The 20,434-nt window shown below is 63.1% G+C and carries 24 protein-coding genes; all 24 read left to right on the plus strand.

Annotated features, from left to right (window positions below):
- Positions 1 to 36: 36 nt before the first annotated feature.
- The 24 genes from DV532_RS08340 to DV532_RS08460 all read left to right on the plus strand — a co-directional run bounded on the left by DV532_RS08340 (position 37) and on the right by DV532_RS08460 (position 20,431).
- The gene (locus DV532_RS08340; RefSeq protein WP_056806595.1) at positions 37 to 381 is read left to right on the plus strand and encodes a hypothetical protein; all 345 of its coding nucleotides are present in this window, start codon (positions 37 to 39) and stop codon (positions 379 to 381) included.
- Positions 382 to 547: 166 nt separating this feature from the next.
- Entirely contained in the window at positions 548 to 1,129 is a 582-nt protein-coding gene (locus DV532_RS08345; RefSeq protein WP_056806599.1) for a hypothetical protein, read from the plus strand.
- Positions 1,130 to 1,133: 4 nt separating this feature from the next.
- Positions 1,134 to 3,176, plus strand: coding sequence for a phage terminase large subunit family protein (locus DV532_RS08350; RefSeq protein ID WP_056806602.1), 2,043 nt, complete (start codon positions 1,134 to 1,136; stop codon positions 3,174 to 3,176).
- Between the two features lies 1 nt (position 3,177).
- Entirely contained in the window at positions 3,178 to 3,384 is a 207-nt protein-coding gene (locus DV532_RS08355; protein ID WP_056806607.1) for a phage head-tail joining protein, read from the plus strand.
- Between the two features lie 11 nt (positions 3,385 to 3,395).
- The gene (locus DV532_RS08360; protein WP_372339983.1) at positions 3,396 to 4,862 is read left to right on the plus strand and encodes a phage portal protein; all 1,467 of its coding nucleotides are present in this window, start codon (positions 3,396 to 3,398) and stop codon (positions 4,860 to 4,862) included.
- Complete coding sequence (locus tag DV532_RS08365; protein ID WP_056806613.1) at positions 4,859 to 6,010, plus strand: head maturation protease, ClpP-related; 1,152 nt, start codon at positions 4,859 to 4,861, stop codon at positions 6,008 to 6,010. The genes DV532_RS08360 and DV532_RS08365 overlap by 4 nt, the downstream gene beginning before the upstream one ends.
- On the plus strand, positions 6,007 to 6,354 hold the full coding sequence (locus DV532_RS08370) for a head decoration protein (protein ID WP_056806616.1): 348 nt from the start codon (positions 6,007 to 6,009) through the stop codon (positions 6,352 to 6,354). Before DV532_RS08365 ends, DV532_RS08370 begins: the two co-directional genes overlap by 4 nt.
- A gap of 61 nt (positions 6,355 to 6,415) precedes the next feature.
- Positions 6,416 to 7,411, plus strand: a complete 996-nt coding sequence (locus DV532_RS08375) for a major capsid protein (protein WP_056806618.1) — start codon at positions 6,416 to 6,418, stop codon at positions 7,409 to 7,411.
- 2 nt (positions 7,412 to 7,413) lie between these two features.
- Complete coding sequence (locus DV532_RS08380) at positions 7,414 to 7,728, plus strand: hypothetical protein (RefSeq protein WP_056806621.1); 315 nt, start codon at positions 7,414 to 7,416, stop codon at positions 7,726 to 7,728.
- Positions 7,725 to 8,387: a hypothetical protein gene (locus DV532_RS08385; protein WP_056806624.1), complete on the plus strand. Its 663-nt coding sequence runs from the start codon at positions 7,725 to 7,727 to the stop codon at positions 8,385 to 8,387. Before DV532_RS08380 ends, DV532_RS08385 begins: the two co-directional genes overlap by 4 nt.
- Positions 8,380 to 8,910 (plus strand): hypothetical protein, encoded by a 531-nt coding sequence (locus DV532_RS08390; protein ID WP_056806627.1) that lies wholly within the window; start codon positions 8,380 to 8,382, stop codon positions 8,908 to 8,910. Before DV532_RS08385 ends, DV532_RS08390 begins: the two co-directional genes overlap by 8 nt.
- Positions 8,907 to 9,509 carry a phage baseplate assembly protein V gene (locus tag DV532_RS08395; RefSeq protein ID WP_056806629.1) on the plus strand — a complete coding sequence of 201 codons (603 nt, stop codon included), beginning with the start codon at positions 8,907 to 8,909 and terminating at the stop codon, positions 9,507 to 9,509. The genes DV532_RS08390 and DV532_RS08395 overlap by 4 nt, the downstream gene beginning before the upstream one ends.
- 42 nt (positions 9,510 to 9,551) lie before the next feature.
- Positions 9,552 to 9,788, plus strand: a complete 237-nt coding sequence (locus tag DV532_RS08400; protein ID WP_056806631.1) for a hypothetical protein — start codon at positions 9,552 to 9,554, stop codon at positions 9,786 to 9,788.
- A 2-nt stretch (positions 9,789 to 9,790) separates the two neighbouring features.
- Complete coding sequence (locus DV532_RS08405) at positions 9,791 to 10,117, plus strand: GPW/gp25 family protein (protein WP_056806636.1); 327 nt, start codon at positions 9,791 to 9,793, stop codon at positions 10,115 to 10,117.
- On the plus strand, positions 10,114 to 11,094 hold the full coding sequence (locus DV532_RS08410; protein ID WP_056806639.1) for a baseplate J/gp47 family protein: 981 nt from the start codon (positions 10,114 to 10,116) through the stop codon (positions 11,092 to 11,094). Before DV532_RS08405 ends, DV532_RS08410 begins: the two co-directional genes overlap by 4 nt.
- On the plus strand, positions 11,091 to 11,813 hold the full coding sequence (locus DV532_RS08415; protein ID WP_056806642.1) for a phage tail protein I: 723 nt from the start codon (positions 11,091 to 11,093) through the stop codon (positions 11,811 to 11,813). The genes DV532_RS08410 and DV532_RS08415 overlap by 4 nt, the downstream gene beginning before the upstream one ends.
- Positions 11,810 to 12,676 (plus strand): phage tail protein, encoded by an 867-nt coding sequence (locus tag DV532_RS08420; protein WP_056806645.1) that lies wholly within the window; start codon positions 11,810 to 11,812, stop codon positions 12,674 to 12,676. Before DV532_RS08415 ends, DV532_RS08420 begins: the two co-directional genes overlap by 4 nt.
- Positions 12,677 to 12,682: 6 nt before the next feature.
- Positions 12,683 to 13,444, plus strand: coding sequence for a DUF1565 domain-containing protein (locus tag DV532_RS08425; protein WP_056806647.1), 762 nt, complete (start codon positions 12,683 to 12,685; stop codon positions 13,442 to 13,444).
- Between the two features lie 15 nt (positions 13,445 to 13,459).
- The gene (locus DV532_RS08430) at positions 13,460 to 13,924 is read left to right on the plus strand and encodes a hypothetical protein (RefSeq protein WP_056806650.1); all 465 of its coding nucleotides are present in this window, start codon (positions 13,460 to 13,462) and stop codon (positions 13,922 to 13,924) included.
- 64 nt (positions 13,925 to 13,988) lie between these two features.
- Positions 13,989 to 14,312, plus strand: coding sequence for a hypothetical protein (locus DV532_RS08435; RefSeq protein ID WP_056806652.1), 324 nt, complete (start codon positions 13,989 to 13,991; stop codon positions 14,310 to 14,312).
- 63 nt (positions 14,313 to 14,375) lie between these two features.
- Positions 14,376 to 15,551 carry a phage tail sheath family protein gene (locus DV532_RS08440; protein WP_056806655.1) on the plus strand — a complete coding sequence of 392 codons (1,176 nt, stop codon included), beginning with the start codon at positions 14,376 to 14,378 and terminating at the stop codon, positions 15,549 to 15,551.
- 12 nt (positions 15,552 to 15,563) lie between these two features.
- Entirely contained in the window at positions 15,564 to 16,073 is a 510-nt protein-coding gene (locus DV532_RS08445) for a phage major tail tube protein (RefSeq protein ID WP_056806658.1), read from the plus strand.
- A 48-nt stretch (positions 16,074 to 16,121) separates the two neighbouring features.
- A complete protein-coding gene (locus DV532_RS08450) occupies positions 16,122 to 16,418 on the plus strand; it encodes a phage tail assembly protein (protein ID WP_056806661.1) in 297 nt (98 codons plus the stop codon).
- Between the two features lie 131 nt (positions 16,419 to 16,549).
- Positions 16,550 to 20,431, plus strand: coding sequence for a phage tail tape measure protein (locus DV532_RS08460; protein WP_120715319.1), 3,882 nt, complete (start codon positions 16,550 to 16,552; stop codon positions 20,429 to 20,431).
- Positions 20,432 to 20,434: the final 3 nt, after the last annotated feature.

Here is a 20,434-nt window from a genome sequence, read left to right on the forward strand (position 1 = left end):
ACCAATCTGTGAGCTCAACCTACCTGTGAGGTGCTTATGACTCAGAAAACTTACACCGTGTTTCTGCCTGATCGTCCCTTGCCCATTTGTATCGAGGCTGACGATTTCGCGCCTTTGGGTTGCGAGCTGGTTCTGCGTAAGGGCGACGAAGCGGTGGCGCGTACTTCTGATCGCGGTTTTGTGGTTCGTACCGATTTGGCGCGCGAGTCTTGCGCAAATGCTGAACTGTTGCCCTGGGAGCCGAAGCGTTCGACCGTGGAGCCAATTGCGCCTGGCGCCGTTGCGGAGATCAAAAGCCATCCTGCCCCTGTGTGGCCTTTTTTGGCCGGTGTCGGTGCGGCGTTGGCTGGCCTTTATGGGGTCGGCTGCTGGTTGGTGTGATGAAGTACTCCGGTCGTTGCTGGCTAGGGCCGGGGACCCTGGCGATATGGCCGGGGTACGGGGCAGGAAACCCGCGGTTCTTTGTTAGCGGAAGGTTCACCAGCTTAGTGAACTGCGGTGAACTGGTTAACCCCCTGAGTTCATTGGGTGAACTGGACATTTCGACATGACCCACCTGACGAAATCGGAGTTCGCTGCCCGGCACGGATGGTCGAAATCCTACGTTTCAAAACTGGCCAAGCAGGATCGCCTGGTGCTAACCGCCGACGGTAAGGTCGATGTAGAAGCCACAGAACTGCTGCTGGCCGAATCTGCCGATCCGAGCAAGGCGGCTGTCGCCGCTCGGCACGAGGAACACCGCGTCGAGCGGGATGTTCGAAGCCAGCTCCAGCCCGGCCACGGCCCAGCTGCGACGCTGCAGCCAGATTCGGCGTCCGTTGGGGCTCACAACTTCCAGAAGGCGAAGGCGCACCGCGAGTACTACCTCGCCCAACTGGCTGAGGCAGAGTTCAACAAGGTCCAGGGCAACCTGGTCGAGCGGCAGGCTGTAGAAGATGCCGCGTACTCTGCGGGTCGTATGCTTCGCGATCAGTTTCTCGGCCTTGCGCCACAGCTGGCCGCCGAGCTGGTCGCGATGAGTGATCCTTGGGACATCGAGAAACACCTCGTTGACGCCTTCCGCCGTGTCTTCACCGAGGTCGGCAAGATGAACAGCGCCGACCTTTCGCAAGCCATTACACAGAGCTGAGCCTATGCCCACCGGATACGCAGACGGTGCCGAGGTGTACCGCGAAGCGTATTGCAGAGGGCTGAAGCCTGACCCCGATCTGTGGGTCGACGAGTGGTCGGACGAGTACATGCGGATCCCGCGTGATACCGGTGCCGCAGAGCCTGGCAAGTACCGCACCGCGCGTACACCGTACGCCCGAGAACCCATGCGCTGCCTGTCTCCAGCCCACCCGTGCAAGCGGGTGGTGACCAAGGTCGCATCGCAGCTGATGAAAACGCAGATTGCCCTGAACTGGATCGGGGCGCTGATACACATGGCGCCGTCAAACATCTTGACGCTACTGCCCAGCCTGGGACTAGCCAAGCGGGTGTCCTCGCGGATCGGTAAGACGATCGATGCAACGCCCGAGCTCAAGGCGCGTGTGGCGGCTAACCGCTCCAGAGATGCCCGCAACACCATGGACACCAAGGAGTTCGAGGGTGGCACGTTGTTCGCCACCACGGCCGGCTCGGCTGCCAACTTGTCCGAGCTGTCGGCGCGGTACATCTACGGCGATGAGGTTGATCGTTGGGATGTCGATGTCGACCAAGAGGGCGACCCCATCAAGCTGGCCGAAGCCAGGGGCAGTACCTTCGGCCGCAATGCCAAGTTCTATTTCTCCAGCTCACCGCTCATCAAGGGGGCGTCGCGGATCGACGACCTCTTCATGATGGGCGACCAGCGCCACTTCTACGTGCCGTGCCCGACCTGTGGGCACATGCAGGTGCTGAGCTGGGATCGCCTGCTGTACTCGCCTGACTTCAGCACCGTTCACTACCAGTGCGCTGGGTCGGATTGTGATGTGCTGATCGAGGAGCACCACAAGAGCGAGATGCTGGCGAAAGGCGAGTGGCGCGCGCATGCGAAAGGGGACGGCGAGACGGTGAGCTTCCAGCTTAACGCGCTGTATGCCCCGCTGGGCTGGCACTCGTGGACGATGTTGGCCCGCGAGTTCGAGGAAGCCAAGCGCGCCCAGGACCGCGGCGATCTGGAGCCCATGCAGGTGTTCTACAACACCCGCCTGGCTGAGGTCTGGGACAGTGCGATCGAGCAGACCAAGGCCGAAGTACTGCAGGCCCGCGCGCTGCAAGAAGACTACGTGCTCGGCACATTGCCAGTGGGAGCGCTTGCGTTGACGGCCTCCGTCGACGTTCAGGCCAACCGCCTGGAGCTGATGGTCATGGCCTGGGGCGTTGGCATGGAACGCTGGGTGGTCGATCACCAGGTGATCCCCGGTGACCCGGCCGACGAGCGCACCTGGGCGCTGCTCGATGACCGCCTCAAGATTCGCTACCGCCACCCTTGCGGGGTAAGCCTGGCGATCTTGGCCACTGGCATCGACTCCGGCGGCCACCACACCCATGAGGTCTACCAGTTCACCCGCGTACGCCGTTGGCGCAACGTGTTTGCGCTCAAGGGGGCGAGTAAGCCGGGCCGGCCTGTTATCGCCCAGCGCCCGTCGCAGGTGGACGTCACCTGGAAAGGCCAGACCGAGCGAAACGGTGCTGAGTTGTGGATCGTCGGTACCGACACGGCCAAGGACTGGATCTATAACCGCTACAGCTTCGAGAAGGGCCCTGGTGCGCTGCACTTCGCCAAGGACCTGCCGGACGAGTTCTTCCAGCAGTGCGTGGCCGAACGCAAGATCGCGCGCTACGTGAAGGGCTACAAGCGGATCGAGTGGGTCAAGAGCAAGGCCGAGCGCAACGAGGCGCTGGACCTCATGGTGTACAACCTGGCCATGGCCAACTTCCTTGGCCTGCACCGGTACGGCGAACAAGACTGGGACAAGCTGCGGCAGGCGCTCGCGCAGGCCAGCCTGTTCGACCAAGGCGAGCAGAATCCAGCCCGGCCCAAGGCCCGCGAGCCGGTGGCAGATGACCAGGGTGAAGATGATTCGCCGCCACCAACTGCACCGACGCAGGTCAGGCGCAACGAGCCTCCCCCACAACAGCCGGCCCCACGTGCCGCACCCCAACCCATGCACCGCCGCAGCTCCAGCAGCGGCTACCTGAAGAGACGCTGACATGGCTTACACAAAAGCAGACCTCGCCACCGTCGAGCGTGCGATCGCGCGTGGTGAAAAGATCGTTCGGTACTCGGATCGTACCGTCGAGTATCGAACGGTCGATGAGTTGATCAAGGCCCGCGACCTGATCCAGTCTGAACTGGTGAAGGCCGCCGGGCCACGCTCGCGCGTGACTCGCCTCTACCATGGGGGCAAGGGACTGTGAGCGGACGTTATATGTCCCTCGGCCGTTCGGGCATCTTGGTGCCCGAGCGGATCAAGGCCAGCTACGAAGGCGCCGCCGAGGGACGGCGCTCATCGGGGTGGGATGCGCCGGACACCGGCGTGAACAGCCTGATCATGCCAGCCTTGCGCAACCTGCGTTCCCGCTCCCGCAGCGCGGTCCGCAATGACCCATACGCCGCCAACGTCATCGACAAGCGGGTCAGTAACCTGATCGGCACCGGCATCACACCGCATCCGCAGTTGGCGGACAAAGAGGTGCGCAGGACGATGCAGGTGCTGTGGGAGGATTGGGTCGATGAGGCTGACGCCGATCAGCTCACCGACTTCTACGGTCTCCAGGCCCTGGTGGCGCGCACCGTGGAGCAGTCAGGCGAATGCTTCATCCGTCTGCGCCCGCGCCGGCTGGAGGATGGCTATGCGGTGCCACTGCAACTGCAGTGCCTGGCGCCGGAGTTCGTCCCTCACGACAAGTTCGAGATGACCCGCTTTGGAAACGTCATCCGCGCCGGGATCGAATTCAACGGCATGGGCCGGCGGGTGGCGTACTGGTGCTACCGCGTCCACCCCAGCGACAAGTCCTCGCTGAATGTTGGCTACAACCAGTTGGTACGGGTTCCGGCCGAGCAGATGCTGCACATCTTCGAGCCGTTGGAGCCGGGGCAATTGCGCGGTGTGCCGCGCTTGGCGCCGGTCCTGAAGCGCTTGCGCAGCCTGGACAACTTCGACGATGCGGTGCTGTTCCGGCAGGAGGTGGCCAACCTGTTCGCAGGCTTCGTGCGCAAGCCTGCACCGGACGGTCGGCCACAGCTTGATCCCCTCACCGGTGCGCCAGTCGACCTCGACCGGGATGGTTTTACCCCCATGGTGGGGCTGGAACCCGGCACCGTGCAGGAGCTGGGGGCCGGCGAGGAGATCGAGTTCTCCGACCCGCCGGACGCGGGCAACAACTACCGCGACTTCATGCGGCAGCAACTGATGGCTGCTGCTGCCGGCACCGGCTTGCCTTACGAGTTGATGACCGGCGACATGCAGGGCGTGAACGACCGCGCGATCCGCGTGGTGCTGACTGAGTTCCGGCGCCGGCTGGAGCAGCTGCAGTTCCAAGTCTACGTCCACCAGTTGTGCCGCCCGGTGCGGCAAGCCTGGTTGGATATGGCCGTGCTGGCTGGGGCGCTCGACCTGCCGGATTACTCGCAGCGGCGCCGCGAATACCAGCGCACCCGCTGGGTGCCGCAAGGCTGGGCCTACATCCACCCCGTTCAAGACGTCCAGTCCCGGCAGATGGAGATCGCTGCCGGGTTCACCACGCGCAGCGAGACTTGCTTGCGCAACGGTACCGATGCCGAGGTGGTGGACGAAGAAAACGCCGCCGATCTCGCCCGGGCGCAGAGCCTGGGTATCAAGTACAGCACTTTGTCGGCGGTCGATGACGATCCCGACGAGAAGGAGAAAGCATGACCCCCCTGAAGCCCCTCCGTATTTTCAACAAGGCGCCAACGCCGCAGCCCGAAAACGAACAGCACTGGTACCGCATCAGCGCTGCGACCGAGGCAGAAGGTGCTACTGGCGCAGAGCCAACCCCGATCGAGATCTACATCTATGGCGAGATCGGTGGCTGGGGCATCACCGCCAACCAGTTCATTCGCGACCTGAAGGCGATCGATGACGGTGTCTCGCCGGTACAGGTGGCCTTCAACACCAACGGCGGCGACCTGTTCGAGGGTGTGGCCATCCATAACGCGCTGAGCCGCCTGGGCGAGCGCTGCACCGCTCGGATCGATGCCTTGGCGGCGAGCGCGGGTAGCGTTGCGGTATGCGGCGCTCACCGGGTGGTGATGGCGTCGAACGCGATCCTGATGATTCACAACCCTTACACATGGATTGAAGGTGACGCCGAAGAGCTACGCCGGGTGGCCGATGTGCTCGACCAGGCTTTCGAGGTGATCATCGCGGCTTACAAGGCCAAGTCGCCTGACATCGATGAAGCCGAACTGCGCCGCCTGGTCAACGCCGAGAGCTGGCTCACCGCCGAGGAGGCGCTCGCGCTCGGGCTGGTTGATGAGATTGGCGGTGGCGTGCAGGTGCGGGCATGCCTGGGGAATGGCGCGGCCATGGCCCGGTACCAGAAAACCCCTCAGACGTTGCTCGATCAGTTGGCCAATAAGCCGCCGGCAGCCGACCCGGCAAAGCCGCCTGCGCCGACCAAGCCTGACGTCGCCGACTCCACGGCACTGGCGCTGATGATCACTCAGGGCTGTTCCAAGGCGGGTATCGGCAATCTGGCTGAGACGCTGATCGCATCGACCAAGCTGACAGACGCGGCCACGGTGCAGGCAGCGCTTAAGCAGGCTAAAGGCGTACACGATCTGTGTGTCGCGGCGCGGTTGCCTGAGTTGACCAAAGAGTACGTCGCTGCCGGCCTGGATGCTGACGCGGTGCGGGCGCGGCTGTTCGAGAAGATTGTCAGCTCCGGTAAGGGCTTCGAGATCAACAACGCCCTGCCGCCGGCTGACGACGATCAAGAGAAGGTCAAGGCGCAACTCCCCAATCCATCCAACATCTGGGCTGCCCGCCGGCAGGCCGCTAATAAAGGAGCACGACCATGAGCACCATCCACCAGGAACCGATCCACGCCGGTGAATTTCTGCTTTCTGAAGGTGCCGGGAAAATCTCCCGCGAAGCCATCAATATCGTCGCTGGCCCAGCGCTGGTTGCTGGCCAGTTGCTCGGTCTGGTAACCGCAAGTGGTGAGTTCGCTCCCTACAACCCCGAAGCTGAAGACGGCAGCGAGAACGCCGTCTGCATCCTCTTCGCTCCGCTCGGCGAATCGGACGTCTCGCGACGTGGGCGCGCTGTGGTGCGACTGGCCGAGGTCACCGAGGCGCTGTTGACGGGCCTCGACGGCGATGCGGAAAAGTCCTTGGCGGCGCACTTCATCATCCTGCGTTGACCTGACCCCTTCCTTTTTCCAACCCCGCCTTGAGCGGGGTTCTTACTTTCTGGAGTTCCCCATGGCTGAGATTGCCATTTTTCAAGATGATGCTTTCGGCGTTGCAGCCCTGACTGCGGCCATCAACGAGCAAGAGTACGTGCCGGGCCGCCTGGCTGCTCTCGGGCTGTTCCGCGAAGAAGGCGTCCCGACCCTGACCGTTCAGATCGAAAAGGACGGCGATACCCTCGCCCTGGTGCCTGCTGGAGAGCGGGGTACCTCCGGTTTGGTGGTCGCTGGCAGCAAGCGCAAGCTCATCCCCTTCAACACCATTCACCTGCCGCAACGTTTCTCGATCAAGGCTGACGAGATCCAAGGTATTCGTGCCTTCGGTTCCACCACCGAACTGCAGGCTGTTCAGGCAGTCGTGAACAAACGCCTGGGCAAGGCCCGGAGCCAACTGGACGCTACTCACGAGTATCACCGCATGGGAGCGGTCAATGGCCAGGTACTCGACGCTGACGGCTCTACGGTGTTGCTGGACATCTACAAAACCTTCGGTGTGTCCCGACAGACGCTGTCGATGGCCCTCAACGACCCCAACGCCAACATCCAGGCTCAGTGCGTCGATGCGCTGGATATGCAGGAAGACGCGCTCGGCAATGTCACCACCACCGGCGCGCGTGCATTTTGTGGCAAGACGTTCTGGAAGAAACTGATCTCTCACCCGTCGGTGGTTGAGACCTACAAGGGCAGCCAACAAGCTGCAGCCCTGCGGGGCGATGGGCGAGAGGGTTTCGAATTCGGCGGCATCAGCTGGGAGCGCTATCGCGGCAAGGTCGGCGGTAAGGCGTATGTGTCCGATGACGAGGCTCGCCTGGTCCCAGAGGGTGTCTCGGATCTGTTCCTGTCGATCTACGCGCCGGCGGACTACATCGAGACCGTCAACACCGAGGGCCTGCCGTACTACAGCAAAATCGAGGAAATGCCTTTTGGGAAGGGTATTGACGGCGAAGCGCAGTCCAACCCGCTGCACATCTGCACCCGTCCTCGTGCAGTCCTCCGCTTGACGATCTGATCATGGCCTTCCGCGACCTGATCGATGACGTGGACGAGGTGGTGTTCGATGTCCTGGGCGATCTTGCGCATATCGAAGGTCGTGAGGTTCTCGGGATGTTTTCGGCGCCGTGGCTGCAGCCCAAGCTGGGCCAAATCAATACCGGCCTGCGTGAGCCGCACCTGGTCATCCGCGTTGGCGACAACGCGGGTGTCGATACGCGACAGAGCGTGGTGGTCGATCTGCCGCCCGAGGACGGTGGTGGCAACTACATCATCACGCGCGTAGAGCCAGGCGGTGACGGCCTGGTGACGCTTGTTCTGAGGAAAACACCATGAGTGTCGGCAGCTACCACAAGTTGTCAGCCAGTTCAGGGCTGCTGACCCTGCAGATGAGCCCACAAGACGTCAAAGGCTTCGAGGACTTTGCCAAGCTGGTGCCCAAGGCTATGGCTGCAGCTCAGCGACGAGCTATTAACAAGACGCTTCGTTGGCTTCGCGGACAGGTTGCGCGTGAGGTGGGGCGACAAGAGCGAATCGCCATCGCGGCTGTGAGGCAGCGGCTCAAGGCTTTCCCGATGGGCAGCAATGGGCAAGGCAAGCTGTGGTTCGGTATCCGTCCAATCGAAGCCAGTCGTGCTGGTCGTCCTCGGCAAACCCGGACCGGTGTATCCGTTGCTGGGCGTCGCTACCAAGGGGCGTTCTACCGGCAGGTATACGGGGGCAAGCCCGATATCTGGATTCGTACAGCCAGCAAACACTTCGACTCCGCCGATTACCCGGATAGCGAAGTCGCCGGTGGGGGGGGGCGGCGGTCCGGCTGGATTTCGGAGAACGACAGTCGTTTCCCGCTGGCGAAGGCAAAGATCTCGCTCGATGACGTTCGACCTCACTTCGAAGCCTGGACCAACCGGGCTCACGAACGGTTGAAGGTCGTCCTTGAGCAAGAGCTGAACTTTGAACTGCAGAAGTATTTGCGGAGAACAGGCAATGGTTGATGACCCAATACCTCTCGCTGGGATCTACGCGGCGATCGAGCAACACATAAGTGAAGCCATACCAGGCCTCGCTTATGTTGGCACCATGCCGGACGGTATCGACATTGTGCCCATGCCGGCAGTAGTACTCGAGTTGGCTGGCCTTGAGAGTGCGGATAAAGATCCTGGTACAGGCGAAACCGCTGTTGATGCTCGCTTCGAGGCGCGTGTGATTGTTGGCGTAGAGGTGCCCAACTGCTTGCATGTGGTCGCTTTCGCTGCGGCACAGCTGGCGGTACTGCTACGGATGCAGTCATGGGGCTTAGCCGTCGAGTTTGCCCAGTTCGTAAGGGCAGAGCGGGACTGGAGCCGCCCCGAGCTGGATAGTTACGCGGTCTGGGTGGTTGAGTGGACGCAGGTGATCTATCTCGGAGAGGAGGAGTGGCCGTGGCCCCGAGAGCCCGGCCCGCTGGTCGTCGCCTTCGATCCTGACGCTGGTCAGGGCAACGAGCATCACTACCAATCACCTGAGACCCTGGAGTGAGTTACGCGAGCGCCGAGCACGACCGCATGTTGGCCGGCGTGATAATCAAGGGCTATGTCGTGGCGATCGACCTGGACGCTGGCAAGCTGCGCATGTCGGACGGTACCGGCTGGAGCAGTGCCTGGGTGCGTTGGCATTCGTTGGCTGCTGGCAAGGCGCGACACTGGCGAGCACCGAGCCTGGGAGAGCAGGGCGCGTTGGTCAGCCCTAGCGGCGACCCTGCTCAGGGTACTTTCATTCCGGGCCTGTACGGCAACGCCGGCGAGCGTCCGGACAACCGCGACCATGTCGAGGTGTGGCGTTTCGATGATGGTGGGTCCCTGGTCTACGACTGGGCGGCCAATAGCTACACCATCAAGCTCCCCACCGGCACGGTTAACATCGAGGTCGGCAGCAGCAAGGCGGTGGTCACCGACGACGCGATCACCGCCAAGTCGACCGCAATCAGCGCCGAGGCCGAGAGCATCACGGCTAAGGCGGCCATGATCACCCTGCAGGGCTCCGTGCAGATCGACGGGCCGTTACGCGTAACGGGCGACATTTTCGGCCTCGGGAAAATCATCGACACCGGCGGCAACACCGCCAATCACAAACACTGACAGCCCGCTCTCGCGGGCTTTGTCTTTTCTGGAGCATCACTTATGGCAGTTAAGAAAACCGCCGCGACTGACGCGGCGGCGGATGCGGGCGATCCCGCAGCTGTAACTGGCGTGACCTTTGCCGACAGCGCCTACACCTCGCGCTCGCTGTTCCTGCAGGCCGGCGACGACCTGCGCGAGTTGAAGGTGCTGGCTGGCCGCGTGACCGTCCAGGCCGACGACGACGAGGCGCTGGCGTTCCTGGGTGGCCACGCCGACCTGCAGCGCCTGGACTGCTAACCATGATTGGCGTGGACCGGCGAACCGGCCAGCCGCTTTCGGGCCTCGATCATCTGAAACAGTCGATTGAGGACATTCTGACCACCCCCTTGGGTAGCCGACGCATGCGGCCGGAGTACGGCAGCAACCTGCGCCGCTTTGTCGACCTGCCGGTTAATGAGGGCTGGAAAAGCGCCGTGCAGGCCGAGGTGGCCCGCGCCTTGGGCCGCTGGGAGCCGCGCGTGCAGCTGGAGCGCGTCAAGGTGGTTTCCGTGCTTGATGGCCAGATTGGTCTGGAGCTGACAGGCCAGTACCTGGGCAACTCGGCCGTCGTGGAGGTGAGTGCATGATTGACCTGTCTTTGCTACCCCCGCCCGATGTGGTGGAAACCCTGGACTTTGAGACGCTGTATCAGGAGATCGTAGGCATTTTCCGCAGCCATATGGGCGACCAGTGGACGGCGCTGTTGGAGTCTGAACCGGTCGTCAAGCTGATGGAGGTCATGGCCTACCGCGAGCTGCTGATGCGGGCGCGGGTCAACTCGGCGGCCAAGGCCAGCTTGTTGGCTTATGCCAAGCGTGCCGACCTGGACAACCGCGCCGCCGATTACGGTGTGCAGCGGTTGACCATTCGCGCGGCCGATCCTGATGCGGTGCCGCCGGTGGAGGCCGTTATGGAAGACGACGAGGCGCTGCGCTATCGCACGCGGCTGTCGCTTGAGGCGCTGTCCGTTGCCGGCAGCCGTGGCGCATATGAGTACCACGGCCTGACCGCCTCGGCCGAGTTGGCCAACGTGTCGGTCGATTCGCCCCGGTTTTCCGGGGTGGCGCTCGACGCCGCAGTTAAAGCGTTGCTGCCGGCCGGGGCCATTGTGGTGGTCTGTGACTACGACGCCGGACTGGATAAGCCACTGCCCGGCGACGTGTCGCTGGCCATTCTGCCAAGGCTGGATAGCACTTCGCTGCCGGCCCAACTGGTGGCCACGGTACAGGCGGCGTTGTCGGCCGAGAGCGTGCGGCCGGTCACCGACCGACCGCGCGTGCAGACGGGCGCACCGACCGACTTCAAGGTGCAGGCCGTCCTGCACGTCGAAGCCGGGCCAGATCCGGCGGTGGTCAAAGCGACTGCCCGCAAAGGCCTGGACGCGGCCATTGCCGAGGCGCGAAGCCTGGAGGGGCAGTTGCCGCTGTCAGCGATCTATGCAGCGTTACACGTAACGGGCATTAGCCAGGTTGACCTGGTGCACCCGACTGCAGGTATCGCGTGTGACAAGCGGCATTACCCCAACTGCACGTCAATCATGCTGACCACGCAGGTGGCCACGTGAGCCTGCTGCCGCATAACGCCACGCTGCTGGAGCGCTCGCTGGAGGCGGCCAGCGAGCAAGGTATTGACCCGGAAATCATCCGGGGCATTGCCGACTCGACGCGCTGCCCGCCTGACTTCCTGCCGTGGCTCGGTTGGGCCTGGAAGGTAGAGGGCTGGGAGGCGGCCAACAACAACGCCCAGCGCCGCGAGCTGGTCCGCGAGGCGATTCCGGTTCACAAGACCAAGGGCACCGTCGGGGCGATCCGGCGGGTGCTTAAGGCGGTGCGGGTCAATGCGGATTTCAAGGAATGGCACCAGATCCCGAACGCGGCCCCGTACACGTTTCAGGTCACGGCCTGGGCGAACGAGAACCGCGAGGGGGAGGGCTCGATTATTTCGCCGCAGCTTGGGGCGCGTCTGCGCGCCCTGGTCGACGCGGCAAAGAACGAGCGCAGCCACTACGAGTTTCGCCTTGGCGCGCGCTTTGACGGCGGCCTGCTGTTTGCCAATGCCAGCCGAGCGCGCGGCCTGCAGCGCCTGACTGTGAATGCCCAGGCGGTGCAGATCGACGTTGCAGTGCAGGGCCTGCAGTTCGCCAATGCCACCCGGTCGTTCGGCGTGTCTCGGCGCTCTGTCGAGGCCCTGGGCGTTCCGATCAACGCTGAGTCGGGCTTTGTGGTCGCCAGTGCGACCCGTGCCCTAGTCGTCGTGCGTACCACGATGGAGGCTGTTCTATGAGTACCCCGTTACAACCTGTGATCACCAAGGCGGGGCTGGCGGCGATCCTGCGGGCCGATAACACCGGCATCGCGGCGCAGATCACCCACATTGCCCTTGGCACATCCGGCTACACGCCGTCAGCCGACCAGAAAAGCCTGGTTGCGCAAACGGCCAAGTATCCGATTGCCGGCGGCGAGCGCCTGAGCAGCACCTTGCTACACCTGACCGCCCTTGCCGATGGCGACCGCGCTTTTTGGGTGCGGGAAATCGGCTTTCTGCTGAGCGACGGCACCCTGTTGGCGGTGTGGTCCGATTCATCCACCCCACTGGCCTACAAGTCGGCGGATACCGACTTGCTGCTGGCCTACGACCTTTCGCTGGCAGCGCTGCCGGCGGATAGCGTGACGATTGTCAGCAACGAGGCCGGCCTGAGCCTGAGCTTGGCCGGGCCGCTGGCTGCGCAGGCGCAGGCATTGATTGCCGAGCAGCTGCGCGGCCTGCAGCGACAGGATCAGCTCGACCAGCAAGGCCAGTGGCAGCGCGTGGCGGGGGAGCAGCTTTCCCGCTTGCTGTCGCGCATGTCGGACGTGGAGCGCCGGCAAGATGCCGACCGCGAAGGCCTGGCCAGCGGCGTCACCAGCAATGCCGCTGCAGTGATTGCTGATCAGTTGCGTGGCCTGCAGCAGCAGGACCAGTTGGACGCCCAGGGCGAGGTATCGCGCCGGGCTGGTGTGGTTCTCGACAACCATACGCAGCGCCTGCAAGCCGTAGAGCTTCGCCAAGACAACGACCGTGAAGGCTTGTTGAGCCTTTCAATCTGTAACGCAGCGGCCGTCATTGCGCTGCAAACCCTCGTAAGCAAAAACACCTTTGGAGCATAAGACCCCATGAGTCTCGAATCTGATGTAGCCAACCTGGTCACGCAAACCAACTCGCTGCTTTCCTATTTCCAAACCCGAAAGGCGGGCATTGATGCTGCTGTCGCGGCCGCTATCGCCGCAGCGCCAGAAACCTCGCGCTCTTGGTATGTCGACCCGGTCAACGGTCTGGACACCAACAAGGGCACCCAGGCCGAGCCGTTCAAGACCATCAACAAGGCTATCGCGGTTACCCCGCCCAGCGGCGTCTGCACGGCGTACATCATGGACGACTACGACATGCCGGCCGGTATCGGCTCGCTGAACTCGGTGCTGATCATGATCGGGGTAGCGAAAAACGGTGTACGGCCGAAGCTCAAGCCCAAGTACGTCACCAGTACTGATGCCAACAGCGTCACCACCACCAACATGACCGGCTTCAACATGTACCTCGCGTCGAATCTGATTTCGATTCGAGACATGGATATCTACTTGCCGTCGCCTGCAGGGCTAAACCCGGCGCCGAACAACGCCCGTGCCGGCTCGTTCTTCCGTGGTTTCTCTAGCGTGAACGTGCCGACCGTCTTCAACGTGTCCCTGGAAAACGTGGCCGTCACCATGGCTGCGGACTGGTTCGGCAACTTCATCGGCGTTACGTCGAGCAGCGTGGTTCTGGCGACCACCAACGTATCGTTCCCAAGCGGTTTCGCTGGTCGCTACGTCAGCAACGTGGCCGCCGGCGCCCTGGTGAAAGACCTGGGCCATGTCATGTCTAACCTCGCTTCCCTGTAATTCGGAGTACACCCCATGCAAACCCGTAACTTGAGCGTCGACTTTGGCGGCGCGTTCCTTGCCGGCTACAACTATGAAGCCCTGCCCGTGGGCGCGGCCTTGCTGGTGGCTGCCATGCAGATCGACCAAGCGGCCGATGTGGCTCGCGCGTCGGTGATCAACGACCCGCTGCGTGCCCTGGAGCATCAGCGCGCGGCGGACGAGGCCCGCGCGTTCCAGCAGGCCGGTTACGCCGGCGACACGCCGGCCTATGTGAAGGCCTGGGCTGATGCTGCAGGGCTGGAGCCGCAGGAGGCCGCCGACAGCATTCTGGCCAAGGCTAAGGCTTGGGACGATGCGTTGCTGAGCCTTCGCGCCTTGCGCCTCAAGGGCAAACAGGACGTGCAGAAAGCGACAACCCACGCGGAAGCCGAGGCCATTGCCGACGTGGCCATTGCAGCGATCAAGGAGAGCGTGCAGGGCCTCGGCCTCGACGTTTAAGCCAGTTCCCACCCCGTAACCCCATGGGCCGCTAAGCGGCTTTTTTTGTGCCTGGAGGGCACGCATGAATCGAACCCACTTCGAGCACGTCCTGGCGGCGCTGCTGATCATGGTCGCCCTGTGGGGCGTCCTGGCCTGGCTGGGCGTTCCCGCTGGTCACTGGGCCGGCGCCGCTGCCGGCATCTTCTTTTTCGCCGGACGCGAGTACACCCAAGGCGAGCGCAACCTGGCGCACGTCGAGTCGGTACATCTGGCCAACCTGCGCTGGTACGACGGCCTGCGCATCTGGCGATGGACTGTAGACGGTCGCCTCGACTTCTTCTGCCCGCTGGTGGCCTGCTTGACCGTGGCGCTGCTGGTACAGGTGCTGCAGATCCTGCAGCACTGACAGTTTCCTTTTCCCACCCCTCGGGCCGCGCATGACGCGGCCCTGTGCTTTCTGGAGTCTCAAATGGCTGGATTCTTTCACGGCGTTACCGTAACGAACGTCGACACCGGCGCGCGCAACGTCTCGCTGCCATCGTCCTCGATCATTGGCTTGGTCGACACCTTCACAGAAGGCGCCGGCGCCACGGCCAAGGCCGGCGACCTGGTACTGATCACCAACGAGCGCGAGGCGGTCGCCGCATTCGGCGCGGCCTCGGCCATCACCAAGGCCTGCCAGGCCATCTATGCCCGCTCCAAGGCGGTGATTGTCGCCACCGGCGTGGCCAAGGTGGTCGACCCGGCGGCGCAGACTTCCGGGATCATTGGCGGCGTGCAGGCCAGCGGCAAGCGTACTGGCCTGCAGGCGCTGCTCGATGGTAAGAGCCGTTTCAATGCGCAGCCGCGATTGATCGTTGCGCCGAAGCACAGTGCAACCCAGGCGGTGGCTACGGCCATGGATTCGATTGCTGGCAAGCTGCGCGCCATCGGCATCATCGACGGCCCCGGCACCACTGACGAAGCGGCCACCACCTACGCCAAGCTGTTCGGCTCCAAGCGCCTGTACATGGTCGATCCAGGTGTGCAGTTCTGGGACACCACTTCCGGCGCCTCTGGTGCGACGGTAGACGCGCCGGCCTCGGCCTGGGCGGCGGGCATGTTTGCTTACACCGATAGCGAATACGGTTTCTGGTCGTCGCCGTCGAACAAGGAGTTTGTCGGCATCACCGGCACCACCCGCGCAATCGAGTACCTGGACGGCGACGAGACTTGTCGGGCCAACCTGCTCAATAACGCCAATATCGCGACCATCATCCGCGACGACGGTTTCCGTCTGTGGGGCAACCGCACGCTGTCGAGCGATTCTAAATGGGCGTTCGTCACCCGCGTGAGGACCATGGACATGGTCATGGACGCGATCCTGTACGGCCACAAGTGGGCGGTGGACCGGGGCATTACCTCGACCTACATCCGCGATGTGACCGAGGGCCTGCAAGCCTTCATGCGCGATCTGAAAGCCCAGGGCGCAATCATCAACTTCGAGGTCTACGCGGACCCAGTGCTCAACTCGGCCAGCCAGCTGGAGCAGGGCAAGGTGTACTGGAACATCCGCTTCACCGACGTTCCGCCGGCGGAAAACCCGAACTTCCGCATCGAAGTCACCAACCAGTGGTTGACCGAAGTCCTCGACCAAGTCGCGTAAGGAGCGCATCACATGGCAATGATTCCCGAAATTCTGGCCAACATGAACCTGTTTGTGGATGGGGTCAGCTTCCAGGGCGACGTGCCCAGCCTGACCTTGCCCAAGCTCACACTCAAGATGGAAGAGCACCGCCCGGGTGGCATGGACATGCCTATCGAGATGGACGTGGGCATGGAGAAGATGGAGTCCAACTTCACCACCACTGGCGTGCGTAAAGAGTCACTGAAGTTCTTCGGCCTGGCTGACGGCAACGCTTTCAACGGCACTTTCCGTGGCTCGTTCAAGGGCCAGAAAGGTGAAACAAAGGCAGTCATCGTCACCCAGCGCGGCACCCTGAAAGAGCTGGATATGGGCGATTGGAAGCCAGGCGACAAGGCCGAGCTGAAGCACGCTGTGGCCTTGACCTATTACAAGCTGGAGGTCGGCGGCGAGGTCATCTACGAGATCGACCCGGCCGGCATGAAGCGCGTCATCAATGGCGTCGACCAGCTCGCCGGCCAGCGCCGAGACCTCGGCCTGTAGCCCCTCCTGACCTTTTTACCTCCCTCTTCGAAACAAGGACACAACACCATGGCCAAGCCACTGCCAAAGTTCATCAAACTGGAAGCTGACCGCGTCACCGTAACGCTGACCAGCCCGGCCCAGTTCAACGGTGTCCAGCAGGACACCATTTCCCTGCGGGCGCCGACCGTGCGTGATATTCGCAATTCGACCCAAACCTCGGACGGTGACGACGAGCAGCGCGAGCTGAACCTGTTTGCCTCCCTGGCCGATGTTCACGTCAAAGACCTGGAGGGCCTCACCTACAAGGACTACAACCGCCTGGCGACCGGTTACAACTTTTTGGTGCGAGACGACGAGCTTTAATCCGGCCACGCAGAAGCAAGCAGCCAAGCGACTTGCGGCCGAGTTGAATTTCTCCGCCGCAGAGATCCTCACCATGTCCTACGCGGACATGGTTTGGTGGCTTACGGATTGAGCTTGCATAGGGGGCACCGATGGCAAGCAGGCTAGCGTTATCGCTGGTGATCGGGGGCGCTGTCGCCTCATCGGTAGGTGCAGCGTTCAAGACGGTCGAGAACGGCATCCAGAAACTGGAGGCCAAAGGCAACAGGGCCAAGGTGCTGAAGAGCACCATTGGCGAAACCATCAAGCTGCGCGAAGAGTGGAAGCGCGCGCACGACAGCGGCGCGGCAGGTGCAGACAAGCTGCTCCGCAAGCTGGACAGCAATCTGGATGCCTTGCGCAAGCAGGGCGTCGAGGTTGGTCGCCTAAGCCGCGAGTATCAGCGGCTGGGGCGTGAGGCGAAGAGCGCCGATCTGCAACTCAAGGGTCACCAGCAGCTGCAGGCGGGCAAGGCCTCGCTGAAGTCGAACATTGGCCAGGCTGTGGTTGCCACGGGCATGGCCGCAGTGCCGACTATGATCAGCGCGAATTATCAAGCGGTCATCCGTGACATTGCGATCAAGGCCGACATCGTCAACAAGCCGGAGGAGCGGCAGCTTACACGGACGGTGATCGACACAGCCAAAGACACAGGGATGTCACGCAACGATGTGGCTGACCTGGTCAACCAGCTGGTCGGCGCAGGTATGGAGCTGGACAAGGCGCTGTCCTATGCGCCGGTCGCGGCCAAGTTCGCGATTGGCCAGGGGTCTTCGGGTGTCGACACCGCGTCGATGATCCAGGCGCTGCAGCAGAACGCCAAAATCAACGATCCGAAGGTCATGCAGCAGGCGCTGGAGGCTATTGCCTACCAAGGCCAGGCGGGCAGCTTCGAGGCCAGCGACATGGCCAAGTGGTTCCCGCAACTGCTGGCCGGCATGGAGAAAAACGGGATCACCGGGCTAGACGCGGTGACCTCGCTCGGCTCGATGCTGCAAGTCCAGATGAAGACCGCCGGCAGTTCGGACGAAGCGGCGAACAACTTCAAGAACTGGATGGAGAAGATCGGTTCCAGCGACGTGGTCAAGGCCTACAAGGACGCTGGCATTGATTATCAGGGCTCGCTCAACACCGGCCTGCAGAAGGGCATGAACGTCATTGAGGCGTCCATGGCCCTGGCCATGAAGTACGTCGAGGCGACCGACCCCGCGAAGGCTAAGAAGATCGAGGCGGCCAAGGCCAAAATCGACAAGGAAGTCGACCCCGAAAAAGCCAAGGCTGCACTGGACGCTCTGGAAAAGACCCTGCGCACCGGCGACATCTTCGCCGACATGCAGGTCAAGGCGGCGCTCACTGCTTATGGGCAGAACAGGGGGCTGTATGAGGAACTCAAGGCCGACTCGCAAAAGGCTTCGGGCATCCTCGACAAAAACCTGGCCGAGCGCCGTGAAACCTCGGCGCAGCAGTGGGCCGAGACGGTCCAGGCGGCTGACGACGCAATGCGCAGCATTGGCGACGCTATCCGTCCTGCAACTGATATGGCGGCGAAAGGCCTGACAGCGGTCGCCCGTGGCATCACCTCGCTGTCTGACAGCTTCCCGGCTATCGTCGCGGGCATTACCGGCACCGTGGCGGCCATCCTCGCACTCAAGACTGCGTCCAGCGCGTTCAAGATCGGGCGTGGTGTGTTGAATCTCGCGCGAGGTCGAGGCCTGGAGAGGATGGCCGGCCGGGCAGGGCGTGGCGATCGTACGCCCATTGAGCTGCCTAAGACGGGCAGCAAAGTGGTCGATACCGGCCTTGGCCTGCTGGGTAAGGTGTTTGGAGCAACGCCGACGGATGCGGCGCCTGCGAACGACTCGCTAGCAGGCAGGGATGATACGCAGCGGGTGTTCGTGGTCAATACCGATGCATTCAGCGGGATCGGCAGTAGCGTCACAAACAGCGCGCCTGCAGCACCTGCCCGTGGTAGTCGTAGAGCCCGGCGTCGGGCTCGCAGACGAGAGGCAAGGCAAGCGCCCCCAGCCCGGTCCGGTGTGAAAGTTGAGGCCCCTAAGCCGCCACCGGTGAAGCCAGCTATTCCTGCTGCTGCGCCGAAGGTGGTGACCGGGGTTGAAGATTTGGGCAGGGTTGCTCGCTCGGTGCGTGGCGTTACGCGTCTTGCCAAGCGACTGCCTGGTGGGAATGTGGTGGACGCCGGTGCCGCTGCGATCGATGTCGCGATGAATGCCAGTTCTCAAGATGAGAAGGCAGAGGGGTACGGAGGTGCAGCTGGCAGCCTTGCGGGAACACTCGCAGGCGCGGCTGCTGGAGCGGCCATTGGATCGGTGGTACCGGTCATAGGGACGGCAGTAGGCGGCGCCATCGGTGCTGTACTGGGTGGAATGGGTGGCGAGTCGCTCGGCGGGTGGCTGGGCAAGCGCTGGTTTGGCGATGAGCAACCCGAGCTCGAAGCCAGGGCGAAGCCGGAAAGTCCGCCAGCGCCTGAGGAGGCGGTACGTGTATCCCTGGCACCGGCTCAAAAGGACAAGCCAACCCCCAAGGTTGATACCTCGGCCCCGTTACCAGCAGCGGCAAAGGCTGCTGTCTTAGCGCCGATAGTGATCGACAACCGTGAACCTGCCACCCGGTCAGTGCCGGCGGCGCCGGTACCGGCACTAGGTGACACGGTGCGCAACGTGCCAGCCGAGCCTGAGGTGTCGTATGAACCGCTCAACCCGGCGTCTAAAGATCCTTACCTGGTGCCCGCGCTGACGGCCAACAAGGTCCGTTTCCCAGGTGCGCCTCTGGTGCGGCCACCGGCGCAGCCCGAACCTCAACCTGAGGTCGAGCCGATCGAGCAGGAACTGCCGAGGTTGGGCGACACGGTGCGAGCCGTGGCCACCCCGACCCCGGCTGAGCCTGAAGTGTCGTATGACCCGCTCGACCCGGCGCCCAAAGATCCGTACCTGGTGCCCGCGCTGACGGCCAGCAAGGTGCGTTTCCCTGGTGCGCCACTTGTACGGCCGCCGGCGCAACCGGCGCCTCAAGCCGAAGGCGTGCCGATCGCGCAGGAGCCGCCAGCGAAACTGGGCAAGACGGTGCGAGCCGAGGCCGTTTCGGCTCCGGTACAACCTGAGCCAGCAGTCGAGCCTGAACCGGCACCGGCGCTGCAGGAACTGCCGAGGTTGGGCGACACGGTAAAAGCCGTGGCCACTCCGACCCCGGTCGAGCCTGAAGTGTCGTATGACCCGGTCGACCCGGCGTCCAGGGACCCGTATCTGGTCCCGGCATTGACGGCAAGTAAGGTTCGCTTCCCTGGTGCGCCGCTGGTGCGGCCCCTGGCGCAGCCTGACCCTATGCCTGAACCTGTGCTGCAGGAAGCACCGAAGCTAGGCAGCTCAGTGCGAGCCGTGTCTGCACCGGCGCCGACTGAGCCTGCGGTGTCGTACGACCCGCGCGACCCCGAGTCCAAGGACCCGTACCTGTTGCCGGCGTTGACGGCCAACAAGGTGCATTTCCCCGGCGCAGGCCTGGTGCCACCGCAAGCCCAACCGCAACCGGCGCCGGCAACGTCGCCGGTGAAGCTGGGCGAAACGGTGCGCGAGGTTCCGGCTAAATCGGCACCGGCGCCTGTGATGATCAACAGCAGCGAGCGTAGGCCCGCCGCTGATCGTGCGTCACCGCCAGCTGTCCCCCAGTTGGCAGCCTTGCCGGCCGGTTTCGGTGATGTGGTGCGGGACATGGTGGCCAAGTCGGCACCCGTGCCACCTCGGATGCCCGAAGTGGCTCAACCAGCCAAAGTGGCTGCGCCTGGTGCGGTATCGGCGCCGAAGGTGGATCAGGCGTTTTCGTTCTCGCCCAACATCAAGATCGATGTGCAGGGCGATGTGAAAGACCCGTCGCAGGTTGTCCGTGAAATCGAGTCGCCACTGCGCCAGCTGTTTGAGGCATGGCAGCGCGAAGCATCAGCGCGCATGACTTCGGCTCAACTGTTCGATCAACCGCATGTTTAAGGA

It is taken from the genome of Pseudomonas sp. Leaf58 (assembly GCF_003627215.1).
Lineage (GTDB): Bacteria > Pseudomonadota > Gammaproteobacteria > Pseudomonadales > Pseudomonadaceae > Aquipseudomonas.